Annotated in this window: 19 protein-coding genes; 7 read left to right on the top strand and 12 right to left on the bottom strand. The window is 57.0% G+C overall.

What is annotated here, in order from left to right; all coding sequences use genetic code 11:
• Positions 1-38: 38 nt before the first annotated feature.
• Positions 39-905: a branched-chain amino acid aminotransferase gene (locus MHM86_RS16410; protein WP_239201504.1), complete on the top strand. Its 867-nt coding sequence runs from the start codon at positions 39-41 to the stop codon at positions 903-905.
• Positions 906-1049: 144 nt separating this feature from the next.
• Here the strand turns inward: MHM86_RS16410 and MHM86_RS16405 are convergent, their stop codons facing one another.
• From MHM86_RS16405 to MHM86_RS16375, 7 genes are all read right to left on the bottom strand, one after another.
• Positions 1050-2261 carry an ABC transporter permease gene (locus tag MHM86_RS16405; RefSeq protein WP_239201503.1) on the bottom strand — a complete coding sequence of 404 codons (1212 nt, stop codon included), beginning with the start codon at positions 2259-2261 and terminating at the stop codon, positions 1050-1052.
• A gap of 5 nt (positions 2262-2266) precedes the next feature.
• A complete protein-coding gene (locus MHM86_RS16400; RefSeq protein ID WP_239201501.1) occupies positions 2267-3538 on the bottom strand; it encodes an ABC transporter permease in 1272 nt (423 codons plus the stop codon).
• Between the two features lie 80 nt (positions 3539-3618).
• Positions 3619-4710: an extracellular solute-binding protein gene (locus MHM86_RS16395; protein ID WP_239201491.1), complete on the bottom strand. Its 1092-nt coding sequence runs from the start codon at positions 4708-4710 to the stop codon at positions 3619-3621.
• A gap of 123 nt (positions 4711-4833) precedes the next feature.
• Positions 4834-5934 (bottom strand): ABC transporter ATP-binding protein, encoded by a 1101-nt coding sequence (locus MHM86_RS16390; RefSeq protein ID WP_239201488.1) that lies wholly within the window; start codon positions 5932-5934, stop codon positions 4834-4836.
• 45 nt (positions 5935-5979) lie between these two features.
• A complete protein-coding gene (locus MHM86_RS16385; RefSeq protein ID WP_239201485.1) occupies positions 5980-6249 on the bottom strand; it encodes a hypothetical protein in 270 nt (89 codons plus the stop codon).
• A 121-nt stretch (positions 6250-6370) separates the two neighbouring features.
• Complete coding sequence (locus MHM86_RS16380; RefSeq protein ID WP_239201484.1) at positions 6371-7768, bottom strand: aspartate aminotransferase family protein; 1398 nt, start codon at positions 7766-7768, stop codon at positions 6371-6373.
• A gap of 128 nt (positions 7769-7896) precedes the next feature.
• Positions 7897-8574, bottom strand: a complete 678-nt coding sequence (locus MHM86_RS16375) for a GntR family transcriptional regulator (protein ID WP_239201483.1) — start codon at positions 8572-8574, stop codon at positions 7897-7899.
• A gap of 148 nt (positions 8575-8722) precedes the next feature.
• On the opposite strand from MHM86_RS16375, the gene MHM86_RS16370 reads away from it, so the two are divergent.
• The 4 genes from MHM86_RS16370 to MHM86_RS16355 all read left to right on the top strand — a co-directional run bounded on the left by MHM86_RS16370 (position 8723) and on the right by MHM86_RS16355 (position 12704).
• A complete protein-coding gene (locus MHM86_RS16370; protein ID WP_239201482.1) occupies positions 8723-9808 on the top strand; it encodes a polyamine ABC transporter substrate-binding protein in 1086 nt (361 codons plus the stop codon).
• A 66-nt stretch (positions 9809-9874) separates the two neighbouring features.
• Entirely contained in the window at positions 9875-11002 is a 1128-nt protein-coding gene (locus tag MHM86_RS16365) for an ABC transporter ATP-binding protein (RefSeq protein WP_239201480.1), read from the top strand.
• Positions 11003-11004: 2 nt separating this feature from the next.
• Complete coding sequence (locus MHM86_RS16360; RefSeq protein ID WP_239201599.1) at positions 11005-11892, top strand: ABC transporter permease subunit; 888 nt, start codon at positions 11005-11007, stop codon at positions 11890-11892.
• A complete protein-coding gene (locus tag MHM86_RS16355) occupies positions 11892-12704 on the top strand; it encodes an ABC transporter permease (RefSeq protein ID WP_239201478.1) in 813 nt (270 codons plus the stop codon). The genes MHM86_RS16360 and MHM86_RS16355 overlap by 1 nt, the downstream gene beginning before the upstream one ends.
• Before the next feature lie 217 nt (positions 12705-12921).
• On the opposite strand, the gene MHM86_RS16350 is transcribed toward MHM86_RS16355, so the two are convergent.
• Positions 12922-13845: a DMT family transporter gene (locus MHM86_RS16350; protein WP_239201476.1), complete on the bottom strand. Its 924-nt coding sequence runs from the start codon at positions 13843-13845 to the stop codon at positions 12922-12924.
• A gap of 111 nt (positions 13846-13956) precedes the next feature.
• On the opposite strand from MHM86_RS16350, the gene MHM86_RS16345 reads away from it, so the two are divergent.
• Together MHM86_RS16345 and MHM86_RS16340 are read left to right on the top strand one after the other, a co-directional pair.
• Positions 13957-15462, top strand: coding sequence for a malonyl-CoA synthase (locus MHM86_RS16345; protein ID WP_239201474.1), 1506 nt, complete (start codon positions 13957-13959; stop codon positions 15460-15462).
• A gap of 255 nt (positions 15463-15717) precedes the next feature.
• Positions 15718-16296 (top strand): outer membrane protein, encoded by a 579-nt coding sequence (locus MHM86_RS16340; protein ID WP_239201470.1) that lies wholly within the window; start codon positions 15718-15720, stop codon positions 16294-16296.
• A 117-nt stretch (positions 16297-16413) separates the two neighbouring features.
• Here the strand turns inward: MHM86_RS16340 and msrA are convergent, their stop codons facing one another.
• The 4 genes from msrA to MHM86_RS16320 all read right to left on the bottom strand — a co-directional run bounded on the left by msrA (position 16414) and on the right by MHM86_RS16320 (position 18041).
• Positions 16414-16914, bottom strand: a complete 501-nt coding sequence (gene msrA / locus MHM86_RS16335) for a peptide-methionine (S)-S-oxide reductase MsrA (protein WP_370644208.1) — start codon at positions 16912-16914, stop codon at positions 16414-16416.
• On the bottom strand, positions 16911-17357 hold the full coding sequence (gene msrB / locus MHM86_RS16330; RefSeq protein ID WP_239201466.1) for a peptide-methionine (R)-S-oxide reductase MsrB: 447 nt from the start codon (positions 17355-17357) through the stop codon (positions 16911-16913). The genes msrA and msrB overlap by 4 nt, the downstream gene beginning before the upstream one ends.
• A 112-nt stretch (positions 17358-17469) precedes the next feature.
• Positions 17470-17673, bottom strand: coding sequence for a helix-turn-helix transcriptional regulator (locus tag MHM86_RS16325; RefSeq protein ID WP_239201465.1), 204 nt, complete (start codon positions 17671-17673; stop codon positions 17470-17472).
• Positions 17670-18041, bottom strand: coding sequence for a hypothetical protein (locus MHM86_RS16320; protein ID WP_239201463.1), 372 nt, complete (start codon positions 18039-18041; stop codon positions 17670-17672). Before MHM86_RS16320 ends, MHM86_RS16325 begins: the two co-directional genes overlap by 4 nt.
• Positions 18042-18053 lie beyond the last annotated feature (12 nt).

Below are 18053 nucleotides of genomic sequence, written 5' to 3'. Positions count from 1 at the left end.
CAATTTTCTAAACACTCAGCCAGTCAGGAGGCACGGCAATGGCCGGATATGATGATCGCGACGGCAAGATCTGGATGAACGGTAAACTGGTGGAATGGCGTGACGCGAACGTCCACCTTCTGACCCACGCGCTGCATTATGCCTCCTCTGTGTTTGAGGGTGAGCGTTGCTACAACGGCAAGATCTTCAAATCTGTCGAGCACTCCGAACGTCTGGTGCGCTCGGCAGAGTTGCTGGATATGGAACTCCCCTACTCGATAGAAGAGATTGAGGCCGCCAAATACGCGGTGCTGGAAGCCAACGGTTGGACCGATGCTTACGTGCGCGTCATCGCATGGCGCGGCGCCGGAGAGGACATGGGCGTTGCCTCGCGCAAGAACCCGGTTCAACTGGCTGTAGCCGCCTGGGAATGGGGCAACTATTACGGCGACGCCAAAATGAAAGGCGCGAAACTGGACATCGCTAAATGGCGCCGCCCCGATCCCGCCACCATCCCGCATGAAGCAAAGGCCGCCGGCCTCTACATGATCTGCACCATGTCCAAGCACGCGGCCGAGGACAAAGGCTGTTCAGACGCGATGATGTATGACTACCGCGGCTATGTGGCCGAAGCGACCGGAGCCAACATCTTCTTCGTCAAAGACGGGGAGGTGCACACCCCGAAACCCGACGCTTTCCTGGACGGCATCACCCGGCGCACCGTAATCGGCATGCTCAACGACCGCGGCATCACCGTACACGAACGCCACATCATGCCCGAAGAGCTGGAAGGTTTTGAACAATGCTGGCTGACCGGCACCGCCGCCGAAGTTACCCCCGTGGGCCAGATCGGCGACTACACCTTTGAGGTCGGCACCCTGACCCGTGAAATTTCCGAAGCCTATGAGGCACTGGTGCGCGCCTAAGCGCTCTTAAAGCAAGTGACAGACAAAGGGCGGCCTCCTGATCGGGGCCGCCCTCTTCTTTTGTCAAAGCCATTTCAATGATCCAGCAATACTCCTGCCGGAGGAATGACTGCCCGCAGGCAGCCACCCGTATCACTGCGACAGTTATCCCGGGCTCATCCCGCGCAGACGTTCGGAACGTCGGCGCAACAGTTCAACCGTGGTCAGCAGCGCAATCGAGATCACAACAAGGATCGTCGCCACTGCCAGAATGGTCGGCGAGATCTGTTCACGCAGTCCAGTGAACATCTGCCATGGCAGCGTTTTCTGGCTGGCGGAGCCGACGAACAGCACCACAACCACCTCATCAAATGAGGTAATGAAGGCAAAAAGACCGCCGGAAATCACACCGGGCAGAATCAGCGGCATCTGCACCTTGAAGAAGGTGGTCACAGGGTTCGCACCCATATTCGCCGCCGCACGGGTCAACGAGTTGTCAAAACCCACCAGCGTTGCAGTCACAGTGATAATCACAAACGGAATGCCCAGCACAGCGTGCGCCAGCACCACCTTCACATAACCCACAAATGTCTTGTTCAGGCCCAGCGTGCCTTCCATCCAGTTGCCGATCTGGCTGTAGAAGAAGAACATGCCAGTGGCCGAGATGATCAGCGGCACAATCATCGGCGAAATCAGGATCGCCATGATCGCCCGTTTGAACGGCACGTGGTTCTGGCTGAGGCCGATGGCCGCCAAAGTGCCAAGGCTGACCGAAATCACTGTCGCGATCGGCGCAATGATGAGCGAGTTCTTGAACGAACGCTGCCATTCATTGTTGGTGAAGAAATCGCGGTAATGCTTCAGCGAGTAGCCTTCGGGATCCAGACGCAGCATTTCAGGCGTAAAGGTAAAGAAGTCCTGCGCGTTAAAGGACAGTGGCATCACAACAAGGATCGGCGTGATCAGGAAGACAAAGATCGACCCGCACAGCACCCGGAAGGCGTAATGCCACAGCACCTGACGCGGTGTCAGGTAAGGCAGCAGACGGGCGCGATACCGTCCCTCATACAGCCAGTAGATGAACCAGTGGAACAACCAGCCGAAGATAGCGCCCAGAATGACCCCTGGTGTGCCGCCGAAGATGAAACCAAGCGCGGCCATGACGACGATGGCAATCCATTTGGATAGACCTTCGTTATTCAGAACCTTGATAAAGGTCAGCGCCATCGCCAGCACCAGACATGCACCGACCAAGACGCCCATCAGGCCGGATCCGTTGGCAGTGCCAACAAAAAGGCCAAGGGCACCCCCTGCCGCTGCCACAGTGGGCAGCACCAGAGACATGGGTTTGCGGGAAATGGGTGTAAGTGCAGCCATGTTCGTTACCCCAGCTTCACGTTGTCGATGCCGACGATTTTATCGTAGGCCCAGTAAAGGATCAGAACCACAGCCAGCAGGATGGTCCCCAGCGCAGCGGCCAGACCCCAGTTAAGCGAGCTGGAAATGTGATACGCAATCCGGTTCGAGATAAAGACACCCTTGGTGCCGCCCACAATTTCAGGCGTGATGTAGTAACCAATCGCCAGAATGAAGACGAGGATAGAGCCCGCGCCGATACCCGGCACCGACTGCGGGAAGTACACCCGCCAGAAGGCCGTCCAATCGGTTGCGCCCATGGATTTCGCCGCACGTACGTAGTGCGGTTTGATCGTTTGCATCACCGAATACATCGGCAGGATCATGAAGGGCAGCAGGATATGGGTCATCGCAATGATCGTACCTGTCTGGTTGTTGATCAGCGCCAGTCGGGAATGATCCGCAACCATGCCCAGCCAAACCAGAACCTCGTTGATCACACCCTGTTGCTGCAACATCACCTTCCACGCGGAAGTCCGCACCAGCAGTGATGTCCAGAACGGCAGCAGCACAAGGATCATCAGAACGTTCGCGGTGCGGGCTGGCAGGTTGGCCAGAATCCACGCCACCGGATAGGCAAGGATGATACAGGATCCTGTAATCATCAGCGACATCAGCAGGGTACGCTGAAACAGCGTGATCAGGATCTGTTTATCCTCAGGCTGCGCCTGCGCACCTTCGGGCGTGCGGCGCATATCAACCGCGTTCAGGAAGTAACCGTTGGTGATCCGCACTGAATGGGTTTTTATCGCGCGCCACGTTTCGACGTCGCCCCATTTCTTGTCGATATCAATGATCTTGTCCTTGAACGGCGCGTCTGCAGCCGGATCCAGACGCTTCATCTTGCGGCCAGATTTACGGAACAGCGACGACAGGCCGGTCTGTTCATAGTTCAGGCGGGTGCCCAGTTTAGTGTGGTTCTTGGCCTCAATCGCCGCCACCATATCGGCAGCAAAGGCGGCATAAAGCGCCTCATCCGGCAATTCGCCACTGTCGGCATCCCAGTTCTGCAACTCCACCACCGTCAGCGGCAAGGTGTCGGCAACAATATCATTCTCGACCGACCGGAACAGCATCGAACCAATCGGGAAAATGAAGGAAATCAGGACGAAGATCAGCAGCGGGGCAACCAGCATCAGGGCCCGCATCTTCTGGCGGCGTAACGCCCTGCTGAGGCTGCGTTTTAGCGGTGTGCCGTCGGCGGCCAACATTGGGCCGGAATCGGTGGTATCGCTCATAGTATCCCCGTCGGAAGTGTTGGTGTGGATGGGCCGTACATTGCTGCCCATCCTCTTAAGCTTGCTGAAAAATCAGCGACTTATTTTGCCAGCCACGCCTGGAATTTGGCGTCGATGTCGTCACGGTAGTCAGCCCAGAACTCGTAGTTGTAGAGGAAGGTGTTCTTGGCGTTTTCCGGATCGGTCGGCATGTGAGGTGCCATTTCGATGCCCAGTTCAGCGTGGGTGCTGACCAGCGGTGCGGACGACGCGCGGGCCGGACCGTAAGAGATGAACTTGGCCTGATCTGCCAGACGCTGAGTGTCGGTGGCAAAGTACAGGTAGTCCAGCGCACGGGCTTTACGCTCTTCGCTCAGACCGGCAGGAATGATCCAACCGTCCAGATCGAACATCTGCGCGTCCCACAGCATGGCAACCGGCTGGTTCTGCTCTTCGATAACCGAGAAGAGACGACCGTTGAAGGTCGAACCCATGATGACTTCACCGTCAGCCAGCAGCTGCGGGGTGTCGGCACCAGCGGACCACCAGATTACGCTGTCCTTGATGGTGTCCAGCTTGGCCAGCGCGCGGTCCTGACCTTCGGAGGTTTCCAGAACCTCGTAGATTTCGTCTTTGGCCACACCGTCACACAGCAGCGCCCATTCCATGTTGCCGATCGGACGCTTTTCCAGCGAACGCTTGCCCGGGTAGGCTTCCAGATCGAACACGTCGCAGATTTCAGTCGGCGGGGTGTCACCAACCAGATCGGTGCGGTAACCGAAAGTGGTCGAATACACGATCTGCGGGATGAAGCAGTCGGAGACCAGCAGCGCGCCAAAGTCATCTTCGGCGTTGGTGCCATCGGGCGCCGGTGCCAGCTGGCTGTTGAAATCGATCTCTTCTGCCAGACCTTCGTCACACAGACGGATCGCGTCAGAGGCCACAACGTCAACAACATCCCAGGTCACGTTGCCTGCTTCGTTCATGGCGCGCAGTTTCGAAACCGCTTCGGCGGAGCTGTCATCGTTGATGATGGTCACGCCGGTTTTGGCCGAATAGGGCTCGTGGTAGGCTTTCAGCTGCGACTTGGAGTAGGCGCCGCCCCAGGACACGATGGTCATTTCTTCTGCAGCAACAGCGCCAGCAGCAAAGGCCAGAGCGGTCGACGCCATAAAGATCTTGGTGAGTTTCATACTTTATTCTCCCAGAGTTGATCCCGTTAGTTTTATTGTTGTGGGCCCACGTTCACGGGTTACGGCGCAGGCCTTGTGCGTTCTGCCCCCGCGCTTTGGCGAAGGGGCAGACTGTCCCTATTGTCACGCGTCCAGCGCGCGGCAATCTTCTGGCAGCCAACCGATTTCGATTTGCTCGCCGGGTTTCAGGCGGACCTGGTCAGGCGCATTCCGGGTTTTAACGACAAACTCGTCGTTACCCGCCACCCGCAGACGGGTGCGGAAAATGTCACCCATATAGATGAATTCCAGCACTTCGGCCTTCAGGGTGTGGGCGCCCTCCTGCAGGCGCTCTTTGTTAAACTCGACCCGTTCAGGACGGATCGACACACGGGTGCGTTCGCCCACTTGGCTGACGTTGATCGGCTTGGCGTCGATCACTTCGCCATCGTCCAGACGGACCAGGCATTTGTCACCGTTGATTTCCTGCACCACACCTTCCAGCGTGTTGTTTTCACCGATGAACTGCGCAACGAAGCTGTTCTGCGGCTCTTCATACAGGGTGTCTGGCGGATCCAGCTGCTGAATGCGGCCATCGTCAAACACGGCAACGCGGTCCGACATGGTCAACGCTTCGGTCTGGTCGTGGGTCACGTACACCGTGGTGATGCCCAGTTCGTGGGCCAGACGGGTGATTTCAAACTGCATGTGTTCGCGCAACTGTTTGTCCAACGCGCCCAACGGCTCATCCATCAGCACCAGCTCAGGTTCAAACACCAGCGCACGCGCCAGTGCGATCCGCTGCTGCTGGCCACCAGAAAGCTGTGCAGGACGGCGACCACCAAAGGCCCCCATCTGCACCATATCCAAGGCACGCTTTACCTTCTCTTCACGCTCGGACTTGCCCATTTTGCGCACTTCCAGAGGGAAGGAGAGGTTTTCAGCGACCGTCATGTGAGGGAACAGAGCGTAGTTCTGGAACACCATCCCGATACCACGCTTGTGCGGAGGGATGTTATTGATCGGACGCCCATCAAGAAGGATTTCGCCGTGGGTGGCAGTTTCGAAACCGGCCAGCATCATCAGGCATGTGGTTTTTCCGGAACCCGACGGGCCAAGCATCGTCAGAAATTCGCCCTTGGGCAAAGAAAGGTTCAGGTCTTTTACGACCAGGTTTTCACCGTCGTAACTTTTTTGCACGCGTTCAAACGCGACAAAAGCATCGCTAGTGGATCCGTCAGGCAAAGCAACTCCCCGCTTTTATGGTCGGCGATTTTCTCGCTCGTTCCATCAGACTAAAACGCGAGTGACGCCGCGTTGCAACCGAATCGCGGCACTTTTGCGCAAAAAAGCGACACCCCGAGTCGCTTTTGTGAAGTAAAACGGCGTGAAATCATCTGGGAAAGTTCGCCGGTTACGAATATCGCCATGTCGGGCGCAGCCCTGCAAGCGTTGCTTATTATGTCGTTTTCCGACCATCAAACCTGACATCAGAAACCGTTTGGTGAAGGCTATTGCGCTGAGAAAAAAGAAAATAAAAAATTGCGGATATTTGATCAAAATTTAGGCATCCGCGCAGGAAAATTCGGCCTGACTCCCTGTAGATCTCGGCGAATCATCACAAAAAAGCCCCGCCGAACGAAACAGGCGGGGCTGATACAGTAAGCAATGAACTGTCGCGTTAGCTGGCAGGCGCCCAGAGGCCCGCATCTTTCGCGGCAGCCATACCTTCGTCCAGCGACTTCACCGCACGCTCCATCAGAATATCCACCTCACCCTTGGTCATAACCAGCGGCGGCGAGATGATCATCCGGTCGCCCACATGACGCATCACCAGATTATTGGCAAAGCAGCGTTCGCGACACATGAAGCCCACGGTGCCCGCGTCCGCCGCAAAGGCCGCACGGCTTTCTTTATGCGGGGTCAGTGCGATGGAACCCATCATGCCTACAATGTTCGCCTCACCCACCATCGGATGGTCAATCAATGCTTCCCACTTCTCTTTCAGGTAAGGGCCAACCTCGTTCTGGACGTGGTCGACGATGTTCTCTTCCTGCATGATGTTGAGGTTTTCCAGCGCCACGGCCGCGGCCACGGGATGACTGGAGTAGGTGTAGCCGTGGTTAAACTCACAGCCACCGATCACCTCGGCCACCTCATCACTTACGATCGACCCACCAATCGGTGCATAGCCGGAGCTGAGGCCTTTGGCGATGGTCATGATGTCAGGGCGCCAACCCACGGTTTCAGAGCCAAACCAATTGCCGGTTCGGCCAAAGCCACAGATCACTTCGTCCGCGATCAAGAGGATCTCATATTTATCGCAAATACGTTGAATTTCAGGCCAGTAGGTTTCTGGCGGCACGATCACACCACCGGCGCCCTGCACCGGTTCGGCGATGAAGGCGGCGACGTTGTCTTCGCCAATGTCGTTGATCGCCTGTTCCAGCTGACGGGCGCGCTCCAGGCCAAATTCCTCACGCGACTGTTCACCACCTTCGGCCCAGTAGTTGGGCTGATCAATGTGGTGAATGTCCGCAATCGGCAGGCCACCCTGCGCGTGCATTCCGGTCATCCCACCCAGACTGGCCGACCCGACAGAGGAGCCGTGGTAAGCGTTCTTGCGGCTGATGATCACCTTTTTCGACGGCTTGCCCTTTTGCGCCCAATAGGTGCGTACCATGCGAATGTTGGTATCATTCGCCTCAGAACCAGAACCCGCGTAGAACACATGGTTCAGATCGCCCGGCGCCAGTTCGGCCAGTTTCTGGCTCAGCGCGATTGCCGGCACGTGGGTCGTCATGAAAAAGGTGTTATAATAGGGCAGCTCTTTCATCTGACGCGCGGCCACATCTGCCAGGCGGTCACGGCCATAGCCGACATTTACACACCACAGACCGGCCATACCGTCGATAATCTTATTGCCTTCGCTGTCTTGAATCCAGACGCCATCGGCACGGGTGATGACCCGTGCGCCCTGTTTGGCCAGATCACCCTGAGTGCTAAAGGGGTGCATATGGTGCGCCGCATCCAGCGCCTGCAGTTCTGCCGTCGGCATGTGATTCGTGATTACGGTCATTTGACACCTCATCGGACTGAAATCATGCCGCCCAGCGATTCGACACATAAAAACGTTGGGGCGGGCGGCCTCGAAATCAGGATATGATCAAATTATTGAATGTCAATCGAATCAGTTATGCCTAAAATTTAGGCAAGCATCTCGCGAACCTGCTCCATTCCTTGCATCATATCCTCTAGGCAAGCATCCGCCGCAGCCGCGCTATCCCCCGCCGCCATGGCTGCCAGAAGATCCTTGTGCTTGTCCGGCAGGTTCTGGGTTCCGACCCGTCCGCAGACAACCCGAAGCGACGGACCAAACCGCAGCCACAACCCCTCTGCCAGATCGGCCAAAATCGGCGCTTCGGCCAGATCGTAGATCATCCGATGAAAGCGGTAGTTGTATTCCAAGTAGGCCTGCAGATCGCCCTGCGCGATCCCTTCATCCAACTGTGCATCCAGCACCGTCAGAGCAGCCAGTGCCTCCCCGGACATACGGTCCGTGGCACGCGCGGCCAATTCACCCTCAACACATTGACGTGCAATGATAATTTCTTCGATATTGTCGGCAGTCAAATGGGGAACAATGACCCGACGGTTGCCCTGGAATTTCAGCGCCCCCTCGGCGGTCAGACGGCGGATCGCCTCCCGCACAGGTGTCATGCCCGCATCCAGCCGTGCGGTCAGCCCCTGAATGGTCACAGGTTCGCCTGGAGCGATTTCCCCAAACAAGATCTGTTCGCGCAAGGTGCGATAGACAATCTCATGCGCGGGCAGGCGTTTTTCGCTGCCTTCAGCTGCGGTCACTTTCTGGGCGTCGCCGTCCATAATACCGTGTTTCTCCCTGACAGGTCTTTTGGCTCGCTTGCGAGTTTAACGGTACCGTGGAAACATTACCATATTGCCAGACGCGGCAAAAATTGATCAAATTCCGATACCGGGCAGAAAGACCCGTGTTCAATAGGGAGTATACCTCATGAAGACTCAAATCCTGACGGCCACCGCAGCGATCGCTTTGCTGGCGGGTGCCGCCACTGCCGATGAAGTACGGGTTTACAACTGGTCGGATTATATCGACGAAGATCTGCTGACGCAGTTTGAAGCCGAAACCGGCCTGAAACTGATCTATGACGTATTCGACAGCAACGAGCTGTTGGAAACCAAAATGCTGGCCGGCGGGTCAGGCTATGACGTGGTGGTGCCCACCGGCACTTTCCTGCAGCGCCAGATTACTGCAGGCGCGTTCCAGAAGCTGGACACGGACCAACTGTCCAACCATGGCAACCTCTGGGATCTGATCAAGGACGTGACTGCCGGCTATGACCCGGAAAACGCCTACTCGATCAACTACATGTGGGGCAGCACCGGTCTGGGTGTGAACGTCAGCAAGGTCAAAGAGATCCTGGGAGAAGACGCGCCGCTGAACAGCATGGAGCTGGTCCTAAACCCCGACAACATGGAAAAACTAGCCGCCTGTGGCGTGCATTTCCTCGACGCTCCGTCGGAAATCATCCCGATGACGCTGAAATATCTGGGTGAAAACCCCGACAGCCACGACAAGGACGTGATTGCCAAGGCAGAGCCAATCCTGACCGCCGTGCGCCCGCACATCCAGAAATTCCACAGCTCGGAATACATCAACGCGCTGGCAAACGGTGACATCTGTGTGGCTGTTGGCTGGTCCGGTGACATTCTGCAGGCCCGCGACCGCGCCGCAGAGGCCGACAATGGTGTGGAAATTGCCTACAATGCCTTCGCCGAAGGGTCGCTGATGTGGTTTGATCAGATGGCCATTCCGGTCGACGCCCCGAACCCCGAAGGTGCGCACAAGTTCCTGAACTTCATTCTGGACGCCAAAAACATGGCTGCTGCGTCGAACTACGTTTACTACGCCAACGGCAACATCGCCTCGCAGGAACACCTTGTTGAAGATGTGATCGGCGATCCGGCGATCTACCCGGATGAAGAAACAATGGCGAACTTCTACATCACCACGCCTTATCCGGCGAAGGTTCAGCGGGTTGTGACCCGTCTGTGGACCAAAGTGAAATCCGGCACCTAAGCCGCATTTATAACGGTCCGCCCCACGCAGGGCGGGCCGACCTCTGACAGGACGACTGGGACGGGTATGACTCTAGATGTATTTGCGCCGTGGGAAGATCCCACCGAAAAACCGCTGATCCAATTCAAAGGCGTGACCAAACGCTATGGCAGCTTCACCGCAATTGATAACCTGACACAGGATATCTACGCGCGCGAGTTCTTCGCTCTTTTGGGCCCATCGGGCTGTGGCAAGACCACTATGATGCGGATGCTGGCAGGGTTTGAAACCCCGACCGAAGGCCAGATTTTGATCGCCGGTCAGGACATGGCCGCGGTGCCGCCAAATGAACGGGCGGTGAACATGATGTTCCAGTCCTACGCGCTGTTCCCGCACCTGTCGATCTGGGACAACATCGCCTTTGGTCTGCGCCGGATGAAAATGCCCAAAGCGCAGATCGAAGAACGGGTTGAGGACATGCTGCGCCTGACCCGTATGACGCAGTTTTCCAGACGCAAACCGCATCAGGTGTCTGGCGGTCAGCGTCAGCGTGTGGCGCTAGCACGGTCTCTGGCTCGTGCCCCGAAACTGCTGTTGCTGGATGAGCCTCTGGGCGCGCTGGACAAGAAACTGCGCGAAGAGACGCAGTTTGAATTGATGGACATTCAGGAAAAGACCGGCACCACCTTTGTGATCGTGACCCACGACCAGGAAGAGGCGATGACCGTCGCCAGCCGTGTCGCGGTGATGGACCACGGCAAAATCATTCAGGTCTCTACCCCGCCGAAGATTTACGAAGAGCCGAATTCGGTCTACGTCGCTGACTTCATTGGCGATGTGAACATCATCGAAGGCGCAGCGCATAAAACCAGCGACGATGGCTATGACATCAAATGGGCCGAAGGGCAGGAACCGATCCACGCCAAAACCACCGCCGTGCTCAATGAAGGGCAGAAGGCCTTTGTCGCCCTGCGCCCCGAAAAGATCTCCATCGCCGAAGAAAAGCCCGAAGGCGCGGTCAACGCGGTGAAGGGCAAGATCATAGATATCGGCTACCTCGGCAACATCTCGACCTATCACGTCGAACTGCCCGGTGGCGTAATGGTCAAGGCACAGGCCACCAACACCCGCCGCCTGTCACGCCGGAACTTCTCTTGGGAAGATGAGGTCTGGCTCAGCTGGACGCTGACCGCTGCCTCGGTGTTGGAGCGCTGATGATGCGGCGTCTTTTCCTTATCTCCGTCCCGTATCTGTGGCTGCTGGCGCTGTTCCTGATCCCCTTTGTGATCGTGCTGAAAATCGCCCTCAGCGACACCGCGCTATCGATCCCACCCTATACGCCGCAGATTGATATTTCTGCGGGCTGGGAGGGGTTGAAAGGCTTCTTTGCTGCGCTCGACATGGAAAACTTTGTCTGGCTGACAGAGGATGACCTTTACTGGAAGGCCTATGTCTCCAGCCTGAAGATCGCCACTATTTCGACCCTGCTAGCGCTGCTGGTCGGCTATCCCATCGCCTATGGCATGGCGCAGGCGCCGCAGGAATGGCGGGCGACACTGATGATGCTGATCATCCTGCCGTTCTGGACCAGCTTCCTGATCCGTGTTTATGCGTGGATGGGCATCCTTAGCCAAGAGGGCCTGCTAAACCAGCTGCTGATGGGGCTGGGCCTGATCAGTGATCCGCTGATCATCCTCAACACCAACACCGCGGTCTATATCGGCATCGTTTACACTTACCTGCCGTTCATGATCCTGCCGATCTATTCGGCGCTGGAAAAGCTGGATGCCAGCCTGCTGGAAGCGGCTGAGGATCTGGGCTGTTCACGGTTCAAAGCCTTCTGGCTGGTGACCATCCCACTGTCCAAGGGCGGCATCATCGCGGGCAGCTTCCTCGTCTTTATCCCCGCGATCGGTGAATTTGTGATCCCCTCGCTTTTGGGCGGATCATCCACGCTGATGATCGGCAAGGTTCTGTGGGAAGAGTTCTTCTCTAATCGTGACTGGCCGGTGGCGGCGGCGGTGGCTGTTGTGCTGCTGCTGATCCTGATCATTCCGATCATCCTGTTCCAGCGGAACGAGCAAAAACAGCGGGAGGCCGAATAATGAAGCGGTTTACTTGGTTCAACGCCACCTCGCTGACGCTGGGGTTTGCCTTCCTCTACCTGCCGATGATCATTCTGGTGATCTACAGCTTCAACGCCTCGAAACTGGTGACGGTCTGGGCGGGCTTTTCGACCAAATGGTACGGTGAGCTGATGCGCAATGATCAGATGCTGGATGCGGCATGGGTGACCATCAAGGTTGCCGTTGCCTCCTCTACGCTGGCGACGATCCTTGGCACGATGGCGGCCTATGTGATGGTGCGCGGCGGGCGATTCATGGGGCGGACGCTGTTTTCCGGCATGATCTTTGCGCCGCTGGTGATGCCAGAAGTGATCACCGGCCTGTCGCTGTTCCTGCTGTTCAAGCCGATCTTTACCCAGATGGGCGCGCATACGATCATTCTGGCTCATGCGACCTTTGCTATGTGCTACGTGTCGGTTGTTGTGTCCTCGCGCCTTGTCAGTTTTGACAAATCGCTGGAAGAGGCGGCTCTGGATCTGGGGTGCACCCCGTTTGAAAGCTTCCGCCTTGTGACACTGCCGATTATTGCGCCTGCTGTCATCTCAGGCTGGCTACTGGCGTTTACGCTGTCGCTGGATGATCTGGTGATCGCCAACTTCACCACTGGCCCCGATGCCACCACCCTGCCGATGAAGATCTGGTCCGCAGTGCGACTGGGTGTAAACCCGCAGATCAACGCATTATCAACGCTGATGATCGGTGTGGTGACAATTGGGGTGATCATCGCCTCCATCAGCACCAAACGCGCAGCGCTGCGTCAGAAAGCAGATGAGCAGGCGGCGGCAGGGTAAGCTGACCCAAAACAAACGCTCGGGCGACAGCCCGAGCGACTTAGCGTCGTAACGCTTCGGGTAGGTTCGTGCCCGATCCCGAGGGCGGCCCTGAAACAAGTGCCAGCGCCATATACCACGACACCTTCCACAAATTGAGATCGGCCAGAATTCGTGCCCGCCCTTGGGGGCGGGATCGGGCACGAACCGGCTCACTGCGTGACCCGGTGAAAGAGCCTCACCCCTGCGGGGTCATACCCGACCGTGCCTTGGACCGGCGCAGGCCCAGCGCGTGTTCGCGCAGGATGATCAACACCCCCGCAAACACCACCAGCGTCGCGCCGCCCAGCATCTGCATCGTCGGCACCTCATCAAATATGAAATAGCCGATCCCCAGTGCAAAAATCATCGATGCGTAATCAAACGGCGCCACCACTGACGCCCCCGCGAATCGATAGGACGAGGTCAGGAAAATCTGCGCCATACCGCCCAGCACACCGGCAATAATAAGCAACGCCGCCTCCTCACCCGTGGGCAGCACCCACCCAAAGGGCAGCGTCAGCAGCGACAACCCCGTCGCCGTCAGCGAAAAATAGAAGACGATTGCCGATGTCTGCTCAGTCTGCACCATGTTGCGGATGTGGATCTGAGCAAGTGCTGCAAACGTCGCTCCCATCAGCGTAAACGCCACGCCCAGCGCCTGCATCGTCTGCATGGTTTCACCCTGAAACAGGGTCAAACGCGGCTCAATCACAATGAGAACACCCAAGAGGCCGAGGCCCACCGCAAACATTCGGAACGCCCGCACCTCTTCGCCCAGAAACATCGCAGCGAACACAACCGTCAACAACGGTGCCGCATAGCCGATCGCCGTCACTTCAGGCAAAGGCAGCAGCCCCAGACCGGCAAAGCCCAGCCCCATCGCTGCAGTCCCGATTAACCCGCGCCAGAAATGCGCAATCGGTGACTTCACCTTCAACCCTGTACGCAGATCGCCGCGCAACCCCAGCCAGACAAAGATCACCGGCAAAGCGAAGAAAGAGCGAAAGAACACAGCCTCCCCCGGCGGGACATGCTGTGAAGTGGCTTTGATCAGCGAGGCCATAGTGATGAACATCACCACAGAGCAGAGTTTGAGGGCAATCCCCTTGACCGGATTCATAGCGTGTCCTTTCGCGAGCTATAGCCATGCTACAGCCTTGCTTTGGGGAAAAACCATGCGAAACATAGGTGGCCGTGATACTACGGCCATATAAATGATCGAGACTGCGCCATGTATGATACCAATTACCTGATCCACCGTCTGTCCCATGGCGCGGCAACCACCCCAGCGAAGGTCTTTGCCACCCGACCTGATCAGCCAGATATCACCTATGCGCAACTGTTTTCCGGCGCACAGGCGTTGGCACAGCGGCTGATCGCACTGGGTCTAGAGCCTGGGGACCGCGTGGCGGTTCAGGTCGCCAAAACGCTGGAAGCAGTTCAGCTATATCTTGGAACTGTTATGGCAGGTGGGATCTTCTTACCGCTCAACACCGCCTATACGGCGGCGGAGGTCGACTATTTCCTCACCGACGCCACGCCGCGCCTCTTGGTCTGCGATCCCTCTCGTATGGATGAACTGACCCCCTTGGCCAAAGACGCCACTGTTCTGACGCTCGACAGCGCCGGTCAGGGCAGCCTGACAGCGGATTTGCCAGAAGCAGACACTGCCTTCATCCCTGTGCCACGTGGCGGCGATGATCTGGCAGCGATCCTTTACACATCGGGCACCACCGGCCGGTCAAAGGGCGCGATGCTCAGCCACAGAAACCTTGCTAGCAACTCTGAAATGCTAGTTGATCTGTGGCGGTTCACGGCGGATGACGTACTGATCCACGCACTGCCAATCTTTCACACCCACGGACTGTTTGTGGCCACCAATGTGGCGTTGCTGTCTGGTGCCTCCACCGTGTTCTTGTCTGGCTTTGATGCCGATGAAATCCTTAACGCCATGCCACAGGCCACCGCGCTGATGGGCGTGCCGACATTCTACACCCGTCTTTTGCAACACGACCGCCTGACACCCAAACATGCCGCCAATATGCGCCTGTTCATCTCAGGCTCTGCCCCCTTGCTGGTGGACACCCATGAGCAATGGCAGGCACGTACCAGCCACCGCATCCTTGAACGCTATGGCATGACCGAAACCAACATGAGCACCTCAAACCCATATGAGGGCGAACGCCGCGCGGGTACCGTTGGTTTCCCACTGCCAGGGGTGGAGTTGCGGATTATGAAAGACGGTGCAGAGGTGCCGCAGGGCGATATCGGCATTATCGAGGTGCGTGGCGACAACGTCTTCCAAGGCTACTGGCAGATGCCTGAAAAAACCGCCGAGGAGCTACGCCCCGATGGCTGGTTCATCACCGGCGATCTCGCTCAACAGGACAGTGACGGTTACGTGACCATCGTGGGCCGCGCCAAGGATCTGATCATCACCGGCGGCTTCAACGTCTATCCCAAAGAGGTTGAGAGCCTGATCGACGATCTGCCCGGTGTACAGGAAAGCGCGGTGATTGGCGTACCCCACCCCGATTTCGGCGAGGCCGTGGTGGCCATCGTTGTGCCCAGCCGCCCTGATTTAACGGCCGAAGAGGTGGCCGCGGCCTGCGCCCACAATCTGGCGAAGTTCAAACAGCCCAAAGAAATTCTACTAATCGACGCCTTACCGCGCAACACAATGGGCAAAGTGCAGAAGAAGGCCCTGCGCGAAACCAACGCCACCTTATTTGCCTGAAACGGGCATTTCAGCTACACTCACTGTAACGGGGACGCCTGAATTAAAGGGGTGTCATCTTCACATTGCGAAGAAAATCCGTGAACAGGCGTTTAATGGCGCATTCCTTGGGGCAGATCAGGCAGGGATCTGCCGCTCATCTGTGCCTTGGTTTCCTTTACCAGTTTTTTCCCTATCTCAGTGTCATCACGAAACGCTGCGGGGCGCGTCGATTGGGTCGCATCCGTGAAGTGTTTGGATTGAAAGGATACGAGGATGACCTTAAACAAACTCATTCTGACGGGTGTTGTCGCCACTCTGACCGCAGCACCTGCCTTTGCTGGGTCTGCTGATCCGGCACCGGTGGACCCGACGCCGGAACCCGTTTCTCTCGCACCCGTTGCAGCACCCTGGACTGGCGGCTACGTCGGTTTGAATCTTGGCTATGCTGATATCGAGGCAGGCGCCCTTGACGCAGACGGCGGCTTCTACGGCTTGTCCGCTGGCTACGACTACGATCTGGGCGACTGGGTTATTGGTGGCGGAATTGATTATGATCGTCTGGACATTGACCTGGGTGGCAACGATGTGGAATCCGCAGCACGCCTGAAGGTCCGTGCAGGGTATGATCTGGGCGATGGCCTGCTCTATGGGACCGCCGGTGCGGTACGCATTGATGTGGACACGCTGGGCGACGACACCGGCTATTTCATCGGCGCAGGCTATGAGCATAGAGTCACCGACCAAGTGTCGGTTGGCGGTGAAATTCTGTACCACGAAGTTGATGACTTTAATGGCAGCGGCGTCGATGTTGAGGCGACCACCATCGCAGCCAAAGTTAACTTCCGCTTCTGATCCTAAGTTATGAAGTGGAATACGGAAACGGGCGCCCGGTAGAGCGCCCGTTTTTGTGTTTGCCACTATTTCAACCACAGTCTCTAATCCAGCGGGTTGAGCCTGTTTCGGGACGAATTACGCTCGTTTCGGCAGAACCCAGTCTGCGCGAGGGAAGTGGCATGTGTAGCCATTGGGATGCTTTTCCAGATAGTCCTGATGCTCCTCCTCGGCATCCCAGAAGGCGCCGACCGGCTCCACCTCTGTGACCACCTTACCAGGCCAAAGTTGAGAGGCATCCACATCCGCAATCGTGTCCAGCGCCACAGCTTTCTGATCCTCATCCACATAGTAGATGGCAGACCGATAGCTCATCCCCAGATCATTGCCCTGACGGTTCACCGTGGTCGGATCATGGATCTGGAAGAAAAACTCCAACAGCTTGCGATAGCTGGTCTGGGTTGGATCAAACAGAATCTCGATCCCTTCGGCATGGGTGCCGTGGTTCTTGTAGGTGGCGTTTTCAACATCACCGCCGGTGTAGCCCACACGGGTGCCCGTAACGCCGGGCAGCCTGCGGATCAAATCCTGCATGCCCCAGAAACAGCCGCCAGCCAGTACTGCACGTTCGTTCATCAGATATCCTCCACTTGGTTGAGGTAGTCACCGTATCCTTCCGCCTGCATGTCATCGCGATGCACAAACCGCAAGGAGGCCGAGTTGATGCAATAGCGCAAGCCCCCACGATCCGGCGGGCCGTCGGGAAAAACATGGCCCAAATGGCTGTCCCCATGGGCGGACCGCACCTCCGTACGAACCATGCCATAACTGCGATCCGTCAATTCTGCGATATGTGCAGGTTCAATTGGCTTGGTAAAGCTAGGCCAGCCACAACCCGATTCATATTTGTCCGAAGAGGCAAAAAGCGGCTCTCCCGACACAATATCAACGTAGATCCCGGGTTCTTTATTACCCAACAGGGCACCAGTGCCCGCGCGTTCGGTGCCGCTCTCCTGTGTCACCCATCGCTGTTCTTCGGTCAGGGTGGCAATGACGGCGGGGTCTTTGACATATTTGGACATTTAGCGCCCTCCTGTTCTTATCTGTTGATAAGATAGGCAGTTCCCCGCGCGGGGGAAGGTCTGTTTCAACCCGCTGTCGCGATTGTGCGTGTCGAACTATGCAGCCGACACTCTATTCCTCCGCTTCAGTGAATATATGCTCAATCGGTTTGTCAAAGATCCGTGCAAGCACAAACGCCAATGACAGGCTGGGTTCATATTTGCCACGTTCAATCGCAATGATTGTCTGGCGTGATACATCACAGCGCTCAGCCAGCTCTGCCTGCGTCCAACCCGCTGCCTTGCGCAGGGTGCGCACATCATTTGTCAGGCTCATCTGTAGCGCAACTTTACAATGATCTGCGACAGCATCCAGCAACACGCCATCAGTGGCCAGACCCAAAACGCGCTTTGCCGCGGCAGGCCAACCGCCTCTAGAAAACCGTAGTTGAATGTCACCAGCGCGGTCAGGGCAAAGCCTATCCCCAGCGCCTCTAGCTGCTGCCGGAGTTGCATCTCATCCATCAGACGCAGATTGCGCCAAACCACCCACGCCACCAGCACCGTCGCGGGTGTCGGCAACAGCGCCAGAAGGATAGGATAATGCGGCCCCAGATCGGTATATCCATGCACATAGGCTGCCAACACAAACGACAGACCATAGACAATTAAGGCGACGGACAGTTCTAGAATATAGCGTTTCATAATGCCCTCATT

Origin of the sequence: Thalassobius sp. Cn5-15, from assembly GCF_022347685.1 — a bacterium.
Taxonomy (GTDB): Bacteria; Pseudomonadota; Alphaproteobacteria; order Rhodobacterales; family Rhodobacteraceae; genus Thalassobius.
This window is presented reverse-complemented; position numbering and strand designations above follow the sequence as displayed.

What these genes read in the sequence shown, in the direction of transcription:
- MHM86_RS16375 (WP_239201483.1), bottom strand. Translation starts at nt 8,574, where the DNA reads ATGGACGGCGACGCCCAGAAAGTGACCGCAGCTGAAGGCAGCGAAAAA.
- MHM86_RS16350 (WP_239201476.1), bottom strand. Translation starts at nt 13,845, where the DNA reads ATGAATCCGGTCAAGGGGATTGCCCTCAAACTCTGCTCTGTGGTGATG.
- msrB (WP_239201466.1), bottom strand. Translation starts at nt 17,357, where the DNA reads ATGTCCAAATATGTCAAAGACCCCGCCGTCATTGCCACCCTGACCGAA.
- MHM86_RS16405 (WP_239201503.1), bottom strand. Translation starts at nt 2,261, where the DNA reads ATGGCTGCACTTACACCCATTTCCCGCAAACCCATGTCTCTGGTGCTG.
- MHM86_RS16365 (WP_239201480.1), top strand. Translation starts at nt 9,875, where the DNA reads ATGACTCTAGATGTATTTGCGCCGTGGGAAGATCCCACCGAAAAACCG.
- MHM86_RS16370 (WP_239201482.1), top strand. Translation starts at nt 8,723, where the DNA reads ATGAAGACTCAAATCCTGACGGCCACCGCAGCGATCGCTTTGCTGGCG.
- MHM86_RS16380 (WP_239201484.1), bottom strand. Translation starts at nt 7,768, where the DNA reads ATGACCGTAATCACGAATCACATGCCGACGGCAGAACTGCAGGCGCTG.
- MHM86_RS16325 (WP_239201465.1), bottom strand. Translation starts at nt 17,673, where the DNA reads ATGAGCCTGACAAATGATGTGCGCACCCTGCGCAAGGCAGCGGGTTGG.
- MHM86_RS16345 (WP_239201474.1), top strand. Translation starts at nt 13,957, where the DNA reads ATGTATGATACCAATTACCTGATCCACCGTCTGTCCCATGGCGCGGCA.
- MHM86_RS16360 (WP_239201599.1), top strand. Translation starts at nt 11,005, where the DNA reads ATGCGGCGTCTTTTCCTTATCTCCGTCCCGTATCTGTGGCTGCTGGCG.
- MHM86_RS16395 (WP_239201491.1), bottom strand. Translation starts at nt 4,710, where the DNA reads ATGAAACTCACCAAGATCTTTATGGCGTCGACCGCTCTGGCCTTTGCT.
- MHM86_RS16320 (WP_239201463.1), bottom strand. Translation starts at nt 18,041, where the DNA reads ATGAAACGCTATATTCTAGAACTGTCCGTCGCCTTAATTGTCTATGGT.
- MHM86_RS16400 (WP_239201501.1), bottom strand. Translation starts at nt 3,538, where the DNA reads ATGAGCGATACCACCGATTCCGGCCCAATGTTGGCCGCCGACGGCACA.
- MHM86_RS16410 (WP_239201504.1), top strand. Translation starts at nt 39, where the DNA reads ATGGCCGGATATGATGATCGCGACGGCAAGATCTGGATGAACGGTAAA.
- MHM86_RS16340 (WP_239201470.1), top strand. Translation starts at nt 15,718, where the DNA reads ATGACCTTAAACAAACTCATTCTGACGGGTGTTGTCGCCACTCTGACC.
- MHM86_RS16355 (WP_239201478.1), top strand. Translation starts at nt 11,892, where the DNA reads ATGAAGCGGTTTACTTGGTTCAACGCCACCTCGCTGACGCTGGGGTTT.